The organism is Chitinispirillales bacterium (assembly GCA_031254455.1).
Lineage (GTDB): Bacteria > Fibrobacterota > Chitinivibrionia > Chitinivibrionales > Chitinivibrionaceae > WRFX01.
The window spans coordinates 1-14,592 of record JAIRUI010000079.1 but is presented as its reverse complement, the minus strand read 5'-3'; the positions used below and the strand labels follow the sequence as shown (position 1 = coordinate 14,592).

The 14,592-nt window shown below is 39.8% G+C and carries 13 protein-coding genes, 2 tRNA genes and 1 rRNA gene; 5 read left to right on the top strand and 11 right to left on the bottom strand.

The genetic code is table 11. The features are described from left to right. Positions 1-156: 156 nt before the first annotated feature. Positions 157-906 carry a hypothetical protein gene (locus LBH98_05740; GenBank protein MDR0304253.1) on the bottom strand — a complete coding sequence of 250 codons (750 nt, stop codon included), beginning with the start codon at positions 904-906 and terminating at the stop codon, positions 157-159. A 135-nt stretch (positions 907-1,041) separates the two neighbouring features. Here LBH98_05740 and LBH98_05735 point away from each other — a divergent pair, with 135 nt between their 5' ends. The 3 genes from LBH98_05735 to LBH98_05725 all read left to right on the top strand — a co-directional run bounded on the left by LBH98_05735 (position 1,042) and on the right by LBH98_05725 (position 3,093). After that, complete coding sequence (locus LBH98_05735; GenBank protein ID MDR0304252.1) at positions 1,042-1,398, top strand: MerR family transcriptional regulator; 357 nt, start codon at positions 1,042-1,044, stop codon at positions 1,396-1,398. Further along, positions 1,395-2,069, top strand: a complete 675-nt coding sequence (locus LBH98_05730) for a hypothetical protein (GenBank protein MDR0304251.1) — start codon at positions 1,395-1,397, stop codon at positions 2,067-2,069. Before LBH98_05735 ends, LBH98_05730 begins: the two co-directional genes overlap by 4 nt. A 76-nt stretch (positions 2,070-2,145) precedes the next feature. Beyond that, positions 2,146-3,093 (top strand): hypothetical protein, encoded by a 948-nt coding sequence (locus tag LBH98_05725; GenBank protein ID MDR0304250.1) that lies wholly within the window; start codon positions 2,146-2,148, stop codon positions 3,091-3,093. A 72-nt stretch (positions 3,094-3,165) separates the two neighbouring features. Here the strand turns inward: LBH98_05725 and LBH98_05720 are convergent, their stop codons facing one another. The 6 genes from LBH98_05720 to LBH98_05695 all read right to left on the bottom strand — a co-directional run bounded on the left by LBH98_05720 (position 3,166) and on the right by LBH98_05695 (position 11,194). Next, positions 3,166-5,199: a hypothetical protein gene (locus tag LBH98_05720; protein ID MDR0304249.1), complete on the bottom strand. Its 2,034-nt coding sequence runs from the start codon at positions 5,197-5,199 to the stop codon at positions 3,166-3,168. 74 nt (positions 5,200-5,273) lie between these two features. After that, positions 5,274-6,239, bottom strand: a complete 966-nt coding sequence (locus tag LBH98_05715) for a DHH family phosphoesterase (protein MDR0304248.1) — start codon at positions 6,237-6,239, stop codon at positions 5,274-5,276. Continuing rightward, entirely contained in the window at positions 6,226-6,585 is a 360-nt protein-coding gene (rbfA, locus tag LBH98_05710) for a 30S ribosome-binding factor RbfA (GenBank protein ID MDR0304247.1), read from the bottom strand. The genes LBH98_05715 and rbfA overlap by 14 nt, the downstream gene beginning before the upstream one ends. After that, positions 6,586-9,396 carry a translation initiation factor IF-2 gene (infB, locus tag LBH98_05705; GenBank protein ID MDR0304246.1) on the bottom strand — a complete coding sequence of 937 codons (2,811 nt, stop codon included), beginning with the start codon at positions 9,394-9,396 and terminating at the stop codon, positions 6,586-6,588. A 47-nt stretch (positions 9,397-9,443) separates the two neighbouring features. Beyond that, on the bottom strand, positions 9,444-10,739 hold the full coding sequence (gene nusA, locus LBH98_05700) for a transcription termination factor NusA (GenBank protein ID MDR0304245.1): 1,296 nt from the start codon (positions 10,737-10,739) through the stop codon (positions 9,444-9,446). 11 nt (positions 10,740-10,750) lie between these two features. Next, positions 10,751-11,194, bottom strand: coding sequence for a hypothetical protein (locus LBH98_05695; protein ID MDR0304244.1), 444 nt, complete (start codon positions 11,192-11,194; stop codon positions 10,751-10,753). Between the two features lie 190 nt (positions 11,195-11,384). Here LBH98_05695 and LBH98_05690 point away from each other — a divergent pair, with 190 nt between their 5' ends. After that, complete coding sequence (locus LBH98_05690; GenBank protein MDR0304243.1) at positions 11,385-12,971, top strand: MBL fold metallo-hydrolase; 1,587 nt, start codon at positions 11,385-11,387, stop codon at positions 12,969-12,971. Further along, entirely contained in the window at positions 12,910-13,638 is a 729-nt protein-coding gene (locus LBH98_05685; GenBank protein MDR0304242.1) for an NUDIX domain-containing protein, read from the top strand. The genes LBH98_05690 and LBH98_05685 overlap by 62 nt, the downstream gene beginning before the upstream one ends. 8 nt (positions 13,639-13,646) lie before the next feature. Here LBH98_05685 and LBH98_05680 read toward each other — a convergent pair whose 3' ends face one another. The 4 genes from LBH98_05680 to LBH98_05665 all read right to left on the bottom strand — a co-directional run. Continuing rightward, positions 13,647-14,177 (bottom strand): glutathione peroxidase, encoded by a 531-nt coding sequence (locus tag LBH98_05680; GenBank protein ID MDR0304241.1) that lies wholly within the window; start codon positions 14,175-14,177, stop codon positions 13,647-13,649. Positions 14,178-14,313: 136 nt separating this feature from the next. Beyond that, a tRNA-Ala gene (locus LBH98_05675) sits at positions 14,314-14,386 on the bottom strand. A 10-nt stretch (positions 14,387-14,396) separates the two neighbouring features. Continuing rightward, positions 14,397-14,473 (bottom strand) — tRNA-Ile (locus LBH98_05670). Between the two features lie 56 nt (positions 14,474-14,529). Then, positions 14,530-14,592, bottom strand: a 16S ribosomal RNA gene (locus tag LBH98_05665); the annotation flags it as partial.

Below are 14,592 nucleotides of genomic sequence, written 5' to 3'. Positions count from 1 at the left end.
TGATACTAAAAATAGTATCTTCCTCATAATTTCCCCTTTCATTTGTCTAATCGCAGTGAAAATAATATATTTTCACCTGACTCGCCGAACTTTTTGTTTTTTGAGGGAAATAATAGGTTTTAATGATTTATAATTTTGAAATAGTTTCATTGAAAGTTACGCGGCAAAATTTATCGTTGATATATTTGAAGGATTATCATAAACGTTATAAGCCGATATCGCCGAAAGCGCCCGCTTTGAAGTTTTCAAAAAATTATCGTCTTTGTCTTTTACGTCTTCATCGTTTTCTTCTTTCAATTTTTGAGCGCGTTCTTCTCTCATATCGGCTCTTGCCCGAGCCTCCGTCTGCGAAGCCGCCGCCGCAACCGCTCTATCTTGCCCGGAAGGGCTCGCCGGCGCAAGCGCCGCGGCGCGAACCGTTTGCATTTTCGCTATTGTCGCTTCATAATTGTCCTTAACCGGCGAAGCGTCAATACTTACTTCTCCGTCGATTGCATACTGTTTCCCGTCAGGACCGCTTTGATATGAATAACTTGCTCCTCCGCGTATATAAGCGCCTCCAGCCGCAATATGCGCCTGTTCATGATTTCTAACTTCCTGATCGCGCACTTTCAAATCGTTAATTATTTTTTGCTCTTCCTGTGAAAATTCCGCGTCTTTGCCTTTTTTTTCTATTTTACCTACAGTGTTTTCTTCTATTGAAACGTCATCGTCAAACTTTTTGTTTTGCATTGACGAAATATATTCATCGTTTCGCGGCTTAATACCCAGAAATCCCTTTTTCGACTCTGACTGACTTAGGTTTTCATCCTCACCACAGCCGCGCAGTGGAAACGAATTATTTTTGGTTTCCAAAATGGCAAGAGCGTAATCGCTCGACCAAAATGCAACTGCGCCTATAGACATAGCCTTTCCTTTCAATCCAAAATATCATATTAAGATTATCGGAATAAAAATAATATTCTTTAAATTAAAAAATACGCTTTTGTCATTTGGAAAATCTTATTTTCCGTACAGCAATTTTGAAGGAAGTTATTATTTATGGATGAAAAAAGAATATATTGGAGTATAAGTCAAGCAGCCGAAATCTTGGGAATCGAGCCGAGCATTTTGAGATATTGGGAAAAAGAATTTGATATTCTTCAACCTGTAAAGAATCGAGGCGGAAATCGTTCTTATCAAAAAAAGGACATAGACATAGCGAATAAGATAAAATATTTACTTTACAAAGAAAATTTTACAATAAAAGGCGCGATAAAGAAAATGAAAAAACTGAAAAGCATACCGCTTGAAAATTATATAAAATTACAAAACCTTGTATTTAATAAAGAATTCTTGCAGGATTTTGAGAATTTTAGCGAAATATTGTCAAAATTAGTCGAGTCCTCAAAATTATGAATTGCACGATAAACGATTTGAAAATAGGAAAAATAGACAAATATCTATTTGCGGAAATTGAAGAAAAAATTAAAAATTTACAACAAGATTCAGATAAAGACGATTTTGAAACGATAAAAGAAAAATTAAAAAATCCACCGATACTTTCTCCGGAAGATTTTGCGTTTGAGGCGATTTATGTAATTTTAGCCGGCGGATTTTCACAAAAAACGGCAAAGAAAAAATTCAACGAAATTCGTTGTTATATAGAAAACAATAATAACGTGTCGGCGGATAAACTTTTTGAGATTTTCCATAACAAAAATAAAATTAATGCTATCGTAAAAATTTGGAACGAGCGCAAAACTTTCCGCCAAATTTTTTATTCACTCAAATCCGGCGACGAAAAATTAAATTTTCTTGAAACGCTTCCGCACATCGGGAAAATAACCAAAAACCACCTTGCCAGAAATCTTGGGGTTTCGGTCGTTAAATACGATATTTGGATTCAGCGGCTTGGAATCGCTCTTTTCGGAAATATCGAAACGGCAAAATTTCCGCTTGACGAAAACGTGAAAAAATACTGCGATAAAATGTTTGATAACCTGCAGAAAGAAACAGGTTCCCCGATAGGATATTTGGATGCGGTCTTGTGGAAAGCGTGTCAAATCGGAATTTTCTCTTTTCGGTAATAAATAATTTTGTTAATATAGAACAATATTTATTATATTTATCATCGGTGGTTTAAATTTTTCAAAGAAGTTATATATGAATATTTTAATAGCTATGGCGGCGATGTTTTTTGCCGCTTGCGTAGGACCGGAGATTCCTCAAGACACGGTTCCTACGGTAAAAGGCGGTGTGAAATTTGCGGGAATACGTTCGTCTTATTATGGGTTTGCCGACTCAACCGGCAAATGGGAAACTAGTAACTTTCCTACGCCCGAAGAAGCGGCGACGGTTATGAAAAATATCTCGAAAAAATTCGACGACGCCGTTCCGTCAGCCGTATGGATAGTCGGTGGAATTCACGGAAAAGAATGCCGTTTGGAATTTGAACAGACGCAAACAAACGACCCGTATATTAAGTTCGCAAATCAGGACAAACACACACCATACCTTAACAAATTCGATGAAATCGGTGCGAAAGTTTATTTACAAATCGAAGCGGGCAGGGCGAATATGAAAGAACTTATTCGTTTAGTTTTGGACAAATATTCGCATCACCCGTCTGTGGCAGGATTCGGAATCGACGTAGAATGGTATCCGTCGGACGGAGATACGAACGGACCAGATGAAGAGGTCGATGAAAAATTGAATACGAACGACCTTATTGAATTTGAAGCGCTTGTGAAATCTTACAACCCCGATTATAAGATTTTCGTGAAACACTATAATGCCGCTTACGTAGGCGGCAAGCCTGTCGGCGATGTCGTTTATATTAACGACAGTTATGGGTTTTCCGGTGTGAATGCGTTTGCATCCGAATTTGCGAATTGGGCGAACATGTTTTATCCAAATGAGGTCGGCTTTCAGATTGGATATGCCGGAGATGGAAATACGGATTACGCTTGGTGGTCGAAATTAGAAAATCCTATGGAAGAAATGGTCAAGGCGATTAACAAAAAAATGAAAAACAAAGACCAAGTGATAAACGTTTACTGGGTAGATTTTACTATTCGCTGGAAAGAATTTGACGAATTGTGGAAGAAGTAATAAGCGAAAACAACTAAATAAAAAGAGGAATCGCAATATTTGCAATTCCTCTTTTTATTTTGATTTCAGGGGTTATTTCAGTAAAATTTTCTGTGAAACGTTCAACCCGTTTTTACCTTTTACATTCAAAATCAACGTTTGATTTTTTGATATTGAATTTGGAATTCCAAAGGATGCGAAACCGGAAGAATTAAGCGTTACGCTTCTGTTCAAAAGCAAGCGTCCTCTTATGTCGCTGATTTTGAGCGAAACGGCTTTTTCGTTCGGGACGTTGAGGTTTATGCTGTTTTTTGAGACTGTAATTCCCGCCCCACCAACAACACGATTTTTTACTCCTTTTGATTTTCCAAAAGAAATAGGCGTACTTCCGCCATTCATTCCGAAAACTTCAAATTTCGTAATTTTCCCCTTTGTTGTAGCATCGTCATCTTTTGCATAAATTCCGATTCCTTCTATTTTGTTTTTATTAAGAGGAGCATCCAATCCATCATCAGCAGCCCATTCCGGCTGTTGAAAATTTGCCACGTTTATACTAACCGTTTTGGGTGTAGAACTGCTTTTCAGTAAATATTCGTATCCTTCACCCCCGGTAAAATCAGGATCTATAAGAGTTATGACTATATCTTTATCCGATGTGTATGTAACTGTTATTGAAGTTGCGTCTTTGAAATCTCCCGTTTCGAAATATGTCGCAATTTGAGCCCACGTGTATGCCTCACCTACTTCTTTTGCACGAAACAACGTAAAACTGACTTCTCCTTCTTTAGTTTGGTCTACACTTGCCGCAGAACCGAGTTCGTCAACATCGTCTTCTCCGCTCTCCCATTCCTCAAAAACCAAATCTCTGCTGTCGGTAACAGGAGGGTCCGGCGGGTTAATGTCGCCGCCGGAAGAATACGGCGCCCACCAGTTTCCGGATATGAGAAGTACGCTCAAAAGTTGAAGAGCCGTCGCATACTCGTCGTTGTAGTTGTTTACGGACCTTATTTTATTGTAAGTACTGTTCAAGAAATTTTGGTTTGCCGGGTCGGCAATCATTCCAGAAGCAAAAGGTGCGGTAAAAATTATGTCTTCATAGTTCTCAAACGCACTTCCGTTTAAGTTGTATCCGGCTTTTATATTATTAGGATCTCCTTTAGCGCCGTTAGAGCCGCGAAGCCAAGCGCTTATTTTGTTAATCTGGTTTTTAGCGCTCTCTGTTCCGTGATGAGCGTAATCAAGCGCAAGCCGCCAAGGATCGCGGCAAGCATTATAAGAATACTTATCTCCGTTTTCTTCAATGGCGTTAGGGTCGGGTTTTGCGGGGGAACCGGTTACAAAATCGGGAATAAGTCCTGTGGTTTGATTGGAACATTGCGCTAAAAGCGCATAAACCGTATCTGCCGCTTGACGCCAAAAATCTTTTTGATTTGCTGCGTAAAACGCTCTGAAATGTCCGGGCATCCAATCCGAACTTCTTGAACGGTTTCCATTTCTGTCCCAATCGCCCAAATTAGTTCTATAAATACTAGTATGCATTTCTGAAGACATAATTGCGTCAATGAGCGTTTTTGCATCGTTTAAATACGAATTATCGTCCCACTGTTTGTAAGCCAAAAGCAAAGCGTATGCATTATCCAAATCTCCATCGGTAGCGGAACTGCTGACTTGAACGTTGTTCGCATTCACATTACAGACCACCCACGACATCAAATTGGAATTTCCAGTCGCCTTTTGCGCTTTCCGCAATTCGTTCATTCCGTCAAAAATATTTTTGGCATCTTTGTCATAACCAGCCATCAACGCAAAAATTATCATTCCGTAGCCGTGCGCTTCCGAAATTGTCTGCTCGTTTTTACATGGTTTATCTTCGTCGTCTCCGTTGCCCGTCGCTAGAATATAATACCTGCTTCCAGACTGCCTTAGAAATCTTGATTTGTAACTATCGTATAATTTTTTTACATCGTCGTTCAGATCGTTCTGCTCTCTGTTGCTCGGTTTAATCACCGTTCCTACAAATCCGTTGTCGGCAGCCTGTGGAAAAGGGCGGTTTTGAGCGAACAACGGCGTTATAAGTAAAACCCAAACCGTTAAAACAATTCCGGCAAATCTTGCCTTTGAATTCATCTTTTTATCCTCCTATTATATCAATTAACTTTCTTAAAGATAATATAATACAAGAAACAAAAAAATTCCTATATTTATAAATTATTCAGTCTATCTTCAATTTTTTTTACAATTATTTCTATCGCTTTTTCGTAATGCATGTTTTTTATTGTACATCCGGCGGCGAATTTATGTCCTCCGCCCGCGCCTACAGCCGCGGCAATTTCTCCGACGTCGATTTTCCCCGCAGAGCGAATCGAGAAATGCGTTTTTGCGTCGTCAAAACGCACAAAAATTCCTACTTCAACACCTTCTCCGTCTAAAACTGCGTTTGACATCCCCTCGGTCGCCGAGTTATCCGCACCGTATTCCTCATATAATTTTTTAGGAATGCAAATCGTATTTATTCTACCGCCGCAATAAGACTTAAGCGATTCCCAAACCTTTGCCCGAAGTTTCAGCGCAGAAGGCGAATAGGAAGCGAACATTTTTTTGAACAAATAGCCGTTATCGGCGCCGTGTTTAATTAAGTCGTATGCGACCGGATAAAGCGAACCGTCGTCGTTGTTGAATCTAAATCCGTTCGTGTCGGTCAAAATTCCGCAAAAAAGATAATTTGTAATTTCAATGTCATAATTTATACCGTTTTCGGTAAAAAAATCATACAGAATTCGACAAGCGGCCGCAGATTTCGTATCGACGCAGTTTATATTCCCAAAATTTGAGTTGTCACGATGATGATCAATGTTGATAATTTTATCGGCAAAACGCGTTTCAATGTTTTCTATGGCGGTCCTTTGCGGATTTGAAGAGTCAAAAATCGCTAAAACGTCAAATTTTTTGTCGGGAGCGATATCGCTTATCGCCTGTGAATTTGAAATGAATCGAAATTTCTCGGGAACTTTGTCTTTGTTGTAAATTTCCGCGCTTTTGCCGATATTTTTAAGATATTTCCAAAACGCAAGTTGAGAACATACGCTGTCGCCGTCGGGATTTTCATGCGAAGAAATCAAAAACGAATCGTTTTCTATTATAATTTTTCTTAAATCATTCCAAATCATCTCTAACCTTTTCAAGAAGATAATCGACGTTTTCTTGATATTCAAACGATTTATCCAACTTAAAAAATAATTTTGGAAAATGTTTTATTTTTACCCTTTTCGCCGTTGTAGATTGAATAAAGCCTGCCGCTTTATTAAGCACCTTTATCGCCTCGTTTTGTTCAATTTCGTCAGCCAAAACCGATACGAAAACCGTAGCGTTTTTATTGTCTTTCGCTAAATTTATATTTGGAACGATGATCGTTTTCGGCAGACGCGGGTCATTCATTTCGTTAGTTATAACCCATAAAATCTCTCTTTTCAGATTCTCGCCGATTCTTTCACCGTACCAAGAATTTTCAGGCATTTAACGCTCCAAACTTTTACGCTTAATTTCTACTTCTTTATAAACCTCTATCCTGTCGCCGATTTTATAATCCGAAACTTTCGTCAAAGTCAGCCCGCAGTCAAATCCGGACAAAACTTCTTTAACTTGGTCTTTAAAGCGTTGAAGCGTTTCTATTTTCGTATCGGCAATTTCAATATCCTCACGAATAAGTCGAGCCGAAGAATTTCGTTCAACTTTCCCTTCCAAGACGTAACATCCCGCAACATTTCCGACTTTGGGAATTTTGAACAATTCGCGAATTTCAACCTGTCCCATTATTTCTTCTTTTATGTCGGGGGCGAGCATTCCTATCATCGCCGACCTGACTTCTTCTATCGCCTCATAAATAATTCTAAACGTTTTAATTTCAACGTTTGCGTCATTTGCGCTCGCCCTAATTTTCGGATTGGGATTTATGTGGAATCCGATTATAATCGCGTTAGACGCCTGTGCAAGCATAATGTCGGTTTCCTTGATACCGCCAACGCCTTTGAGGACGATATTCACCTTAATCTCGTCGGTGGAAAGTTTCTGCAACTCACCCGCAACCGCTTCAACCGAACCGTCAACGTCCCCGCGAACGATTATATTGAGCGTAAGTATCTTGCCTTCTTTGATTTTCTGCGAAAGATTCGCCAAAGATACCGCCGAATACATATTACGGAGTTCGCGTTCCTTTTCCGCAAGACGACGTTTTGCGGCTATCTCTTTCGCCTCTTTTTCATTTTTGCAAACCTTAAAAGAATCGCCTGCCTGCGGGGTACCGGATAATCCCAAAATAATAGCGGGATGCCCGGGAGGAACTTCTTTGACTTTATTTCCGTGTTCGTTAAGCATTTCACGTACTTTACCGCTATGCGTCCCCGTATAAAAAACATCCCCTTTACGCAACGTTCCAGATTGAATGAGAACCGTCGCTAAAGCGCCTTTGCCTTTGTCTAATTCAGATTCTATAACGACGCCTTTTGCATATCCTTCAAGCGGCGACTTCAAATCCAGCATCTCAGTTTCAAGCGCCAAAAGTTCAAGCAGGTTGTCGATTCCGACTCCTTTTTTGGCAGAAATTTCAACGCTCTGCACCTTTCCGCCGTAAGACTCGACCAAAACGCCGTAATTCGCCAAATCCGCTTTGACTTTGTCGGGATTAGCGGTAGGTAAATCAATTTTATTTATAGCGACGACCAAAGGAACTCCAGCCGCCTTTGCGTGATCGATCGCTTCTTTAGTCTGAGGCATAACACCGGAATCGGCCGCTATTACCAAAACTACGACATCGGTAATTTGCGAACCTCTGGCGCGCATTGCCGCAAACGCCTCGTGTCCGGGGGTATCCAAAAACGTAACTATGCCGGTTTTCGTCTCAACCGAGTAAGCGGCGATATGTTGAGTGATACCGCCGGATTCTCCCGCTATCACGTTGGATTTACGGATATAATCCAAAAGCGACGTTTTCCCGTGATCTACATGTCCCATAACGGTTACGACCGGAGGACGCGGAAAAGCTTCATATTGATTGATTTCTTCATCCTCGTCTTTTTCTACGAACTCGTCAAGAAGTTGAGCCTCATAACCGAATTCTTCGGATAACATTTGAATCGTAGGAAAATCCAATCGTTGATTTATAGTAACGAGCAGTCCTCCGTCCATACATCTTGCTATTATCGTCCCGGCGTCTTCTTCGACCATTTTTGCAAATTCGCTAACAGAAATAAACTCGCTAACAGAAAGGATTTTCTTTCCTTCTTCTTCATCCTCGTTACCGATTTTGTCTTTTTTGTATTTCTTTTTTGTATTTCCGATTCCCATCATAGTTATTGTTTTTCGCACGTTTGATTTCATCTCAAATTCTTCTTCGCGATGTTTTTGAAACGCATCTTTTACCGGACGCTTTTTAACTTTTTTCTTTCTTGATTTATTATCTTCGGAATTCTGAAGTTTTGCCTGATTGTCCGCTAATTCTTTAGCATAATTCGAATTGATGCCTGCGATATGATTTTTGTCCTGAGAATTGCCTTGCCCTCTACCGCCGGCGCCGCCGGTAAAATTATCGTTTCTGCCGCGAAAATTTCCTCCGTTTTTGTTATTAAAATTCCCGATACGGTCGCGAAAACTTTCGTTTGAACGATTAAAATTCCCGTCTTTGTTTTGCTGTCCAAAATTATTATTACCACGACGATCGTTAAAACCTTGGTTCTGATTGCCGTTAAAACCTTGGTTCTGATTACCGCCGAAGCGATTGTCAAAAGTTCTACCGGAATTTGAATCTTTATTCCTGAAATCTCCGTTTGGACGATTAAAATTATCGCCTCTTTCTTTGCCTATATTTCTCTTCCAAGCTAAATTTGAATTACCGTGTCCGCCAAATCCGCCGGTTCTATTCGAATTATCATCTTTCTTTGAATCAAAATTTCTGTTTATATAATTACCGCGGCCGCCATTAGAACCGTCAAAACGCCGAGGAGCGTTTTCCGTATGTTTTTTTTCCGATATGTTTTTCTCTGCGCTGTCAATATTTTGCTTTAATTGCGTATTGGAATCCTGTTCGGTATTCGGATGCGACGGCGCTGTCCCCTTTCGCCTCTCGGCACGGCTGCCGTTTTCGGCAAATCTTTGCTTCGCCGCCGCCGTTTCTTCTTTCATTTTAGACAAAATCTGCTCTTTAACGGCGGCATCTACCACTGAGTTATGAGCTTTTATTTCGGAATATCCAAGCTTATGAAGAACCGAAATCACAACATTGCTCGTCAACCCCATATCTTTTGCCAATTGTGATACCTTAACAATTGCCATATAACAAATTTTCCTTTCCCGAAAATTTCGGTACGTAAAGCCCGATATTATTCCTTTACCACAAAATCATCTAAATCGGCGCCGCTTTCGACAAGTTGTACACTCAAAGATTTTTCATCTTCTTGTTCATTCCCGATTTCATGTAAATTATTTATTTCATTTTCTTTGTCGTCGAATATGTTTACGCCCGCTTTTCTTATTTCTTCGTTTTTTACGGAAAATATTTTCGCTTTTTCTTCTTCGGAAAAATCATCAAATTCGTCTTCTCCATAAATAAGAACTTCCTTATCCAAAAACCTTGAAGTAAGTTTAATGTTTGAACCGTCCTTTCCTATCGCTTTCGCAAGTTCTTCGTCAGGAACGACCATTACCACTTTTTTATCGCCTACGGGATACACATTGGAAACCTTTGCCGAAGAAAGCGCTTTTTTAGAAAGCGTAACAATATCGTCCGTCCAAACAAAAACATCTATCCTTTCATTCGAAATCTCGCGCACTATAGTTTGGATTCTTCCTCCGCGCATTCCCAAACACGCGCCTACGGGATCCACTCTGGGATCAGACGTTTCAAGCGCAACTTTAGCCCTGTATCCGGGATTTCTTTCTATCTTCACTATTCTAACGATTTTCTGAAAAACTTCCGGCACTTCTACTTCAAATAAGCGGCGCAAAAATTCCGGCGAAGTTCGTGAAAGTATTACCTGTGCGCCTTTTGAACTTTCTTTTACTTCATGAATAACCGCTTTTATCCTGTCGCCTTGCAAGTATCTATCGCCTTTAATTTGCTGATTCCTCGGCAGCAACGCCTCGGTTTTTCCGAGGTCGATTATTACGCTTCCCTTTTCTATATGACGCACGTCGCCCGAAACCAACTCGCCGACGCGTACGGAATAATCGCTTTTAATTTTTTCTCTTTCGTGGTCTTTAATTTTTTGCGAGAGAAGCTGTTTAGTATGCTGCATAGCCATTCTTCCAAACTTGCTGACGTCCAAATTGTCTTCAAGAATAACTTCGTCGCCTATTTCCGCGTTTGAATCATATTCTTCTTTAGCCTCGCTCAAAGTTATTTGTGTATATGGGCTTTCCATTCCGTCGTCCGCAACAACCGTCAAATATGAATACGCCGTAATAGCGCCTGTCGTTTTACTGATTTTTACAGAAACAGCCGGTTTATCTTCAAGCGATTTTTGCGCCGCAGCGGCAAGCGATTCTTCAAGCAATTTTAATACAAAATCCAAACTTACGCCTTTTTCCTGATTAAACGCTTTGGGATCTTTGGCTAACTCCGCCAAAAATTTTGCAAGTTCGCCGCCTTGTTTAAGTTCTTTGTCCTTCTTTGCCAAAATACACTCCTTTATAAATTAAATATTAGTTTCCCGTTCAAAACAGACGTAAAATCAATATCTTCGCCGCTTTCAAAAACAATAGTGTTTTTATCAACCGATTTTAGAATCCCGGATTTTTTCCGCGAATTTCCGTCAACATTTTTAAAACGAACGCTTATTTCTTTTCCGACCGCTCGTTCAAAGTCTTTTACCGTAACCAGAAGCCGTGTAATTCCCGGAGACGAAACTTCCAAAGCGTAAGATCCTTTTCCAAAATCAACCGAATCTAAATAATCCGACACTTTTTTACTTATTTCCGCGCATTCGTCAAGAGTTATACCGTTTTTCGTATCGACAAAAACTCTAAAAATTCCTGTTTCTCCAGACATAAAAAATTTCGCTTCGTAAAATTCCGCGCCGCAATCGTTTACCGCATTTTCTACTTTAGAAATAATTTCTTCGTTGACTTTCATAGTCCGCCCGATACAAAAAAATCGGACATTCCTGCCCGACCACAACTTCCTCAACTTATAAAATATCTTTTTGTACGCTTACTTGTCAAAGTTTTTTTGCAAAAATTATAAATCAATCAAGTTTTTATTCGACGAATGAATGTATTTTACGAAAATGTAAATAATTATTGAGAATAAATTGGGGAATTGTATGAAAATCAAAATCAGTTTTCACGGAGCGGCGCAAACTGTTACGGGGTCGCAATTTTTATTGCAGGCGGACGGTAAAAAAATTTTAATCGACTGCGGACTCACACAAGGCAAAAGGAAAGAGTCATACGAATTAAACAAAAATTTCAGATTCCCTGACAAAATAAAGCCGAGTGAAATTGACGCGGTCGTTTTAACGCACGCCCACATTGATCACAGCGGAAATCTGCCTACTCTCGCAAAGCAAGGATTTTCCGGCAGTATCCACGCAACGCGGGAGAGTGTGGAATTGTGCAGTTATATGCTTCACGATTCGGCGCATTTACAGAGCAGCGATTTGAAAATAGCCAATAAAAACCGCGCCAGACAAAACAAAAATCTGTTCTCACCGCTATATACAGGCGAAGATGTCGATAATATGCTTGGACAATTTGTAAGCCACGGCTACGAAGATACGTTTGAATTATCCCCGAATATAAAATTTCGATTTCGTGACGCCGGACACATTTTAGGCAGTGCGGGAATTTTATTTGAAATCGGAGAAGGCAAAAACCCTGTGCGTTTCGGATTTTCCGGCGACATAGGGCGCGAAAACATTCCGCTTATTCACGACCCCGACATTTTGCGCGATTTAGACTTTTTGGTCATGGAAACCACTTATGGAAACCGTCTGCATTCTCAGAAATTCGGCGATGCGGAAAACGCGCTTGCAGACGCGATTACAAACGCCATAAATCAGCAGGCGGGAACAATTTTAATTCCGGCGTTTTCGGTCGGAAGAATACAACTTTTGGTGTATGTTTTACACAAATTACGCGACAGAGGACTTATTCGCGACATTCCGGTTTTCGTGGATTCTCCGCTGGGACTTCACGCTACCGAAATTTTCCAAAAACATTTGGGAGATCTTGACCGCGAAGCGCACCGTTCTTACATCGACCAAAAAATCGACCCGTTTGATTTTACCGGCTTGCATTACATCCGCTCGCTTGACGATTCTATGAAACTGAAAGATAAAAGCGTACAGCCGCGCATAATAATTTCGTCTTCGGGAATGATGGAAGGCGGGCGAATTTTGTATCATCTTATGAATCATATCGAAGACACGCGCGCAACGCTTCTGTTTGTCGGTTATCCCGCGGAAAACACGCTGGCGCGCTACATTTCGGACGGCGCAAAAGAGGTGAAAATTTTTGGAGAGCCGTTTAACGTTAGATGCAAAGTTCAAAAATTGGATTCGTTTTCCGCTCACGCAGATAAGTCCGGACTTGAAAAATATCTTTCGTTTTCGTCGCCTCACAATCTCAAGAAATTGTTTTTGGTTCACGGAGAAAGTCAATCCGCACAAGAGTTTTTATGCAGCGCCAAACAAAGCGGTTATCAAAACGTCTGCGTTCCGTCGCTTGACGAAGAATATTCGTTTGATTTGGAAACTAATAAATATTTCGATTCGGAAATAAAAGAATATGTCGAAAAATACGAAATTACAAACCGTGAAATAAAAAAACCCGAACATATTTCGAAGGATGAAAACTCGTCTTTTGAACACGAGGAAAGCGCAAGACATATCAAGTTCGGACGAAAATAAAAGAATTAAAATGAAAGATATTATTATCGACAATCTAAAAACCGAGCCGAAAATAAAAAATTTCTTCGACACGCTCAAATACAACAATATAAAAATCGAAAACGTCGATGTACTGTCGTGTCAAAAAAAGAAAAACGGCGAATTATTGTTTGCATATTTACAAATAGAAGCGAAGGACGATGAAAATAACAAATTGCCGCCGTATATATTCATAAGAGGCGATGCGACGGTTGTCGTTCCGATATTACAAGTCGAAGGCGACATGCAGGAATATTATTTATGCGTAGAACAGCGCAGGGTCGCCGACGGTTCGTACCATTTGGAATTTCCCGCAGGAATGCTGGATAGAAACGCGGATAATCCGGCTTATGCGGCGGTTAAAGAAATGGCGGAAGAAACAGGCTTAAAAATAGGCGAAGAACAACTTATTCCTTTGAATAACGCAAAGCCATTATTTACTTCTCCCGGCGCTTGCGACGAAAAAATTTACTACTATAAAACCTATATACGCATAAATAAAGAAGAATTTCGTGAATTAAACGGCAAATTACTGAACAACAGCGAAGAAAACGAAAGAATAAAGTTAAAAATCTGTACAAAAAGCGAATTTTTGTCTGCGACCAAATCCAATATGGGATTTACGGCGATAAATCTGCTGGAAATGTAAAAACGGAATTACAAACCAAATTGTTTTTTTATATCCTTTTCGATCGCTCCTGGTTTTTTACCTGGGTTATAACGTTTTACAAGATTTCCTTCTCTATCGATCAGAAACTTAGTAAAATTCCATTCAATATCTTTTGAAGCGGATATGTCTTTTTGATAATTTTTTAGATACTCGTATAACGGACTTTCATTTTCTCCGTTAACGTCAATCTTTGCAAATCGAGAAAATGTCGTGTGATAATTTAATGTACAAAAATTATTGATTTCTTTGTCTGTACCGGGCGCCTGATTTTCAAATTGATTGCAGGGAAAATCAAGGATTTCAAATCCTTTTTCTTTATAAACATCATACAATTTTTGCAGTCCGGTATATTGCGGAGTAAAGCCGCACTCCGTTGCGGTATTAACTATTAACAAAACCTTACCTTTGAATAATTGCAGAGAAATATATTCTCCGTCCACACCTTTAACCGTAAAATCGTAAATTGTTTTATCTTGCCCGAAAACATTTGATAAGATTAAACAAATTAAAACAAGCATCTCCAAAAACCTTTTCATTTTCAACTCCATAAAAGCATTACTTTTTGTATAGAAAAAAATACATTATGACACGTATCGATGTAATATTTATTTAATATAAAAAAAGCCCTTTGAGGAATCAAAGGGCTTAAAACAGTGGAGAATACAGGACTCGAACCTGCCACCCTCTGCGTGCAAGGCAGATGCTCTACCAGATGAGCTAATTCCCCAAAAATCAAATGGTGGGCTTGATAAGACTTGAACTTATGACCCCCGCCTTATCAGAGCGGTGCTCTAACCAACTGAGCTACAAGCCCTGAAACATTATAATGTAAGATTAAGATGTATGCGAGTGAGAAATTGGTTTCTCCAGAAAGGAGGTGATCCAGCTGCAACTTCCGATACAGCTACCTTGTTACGACTTAGCCCCAATTAA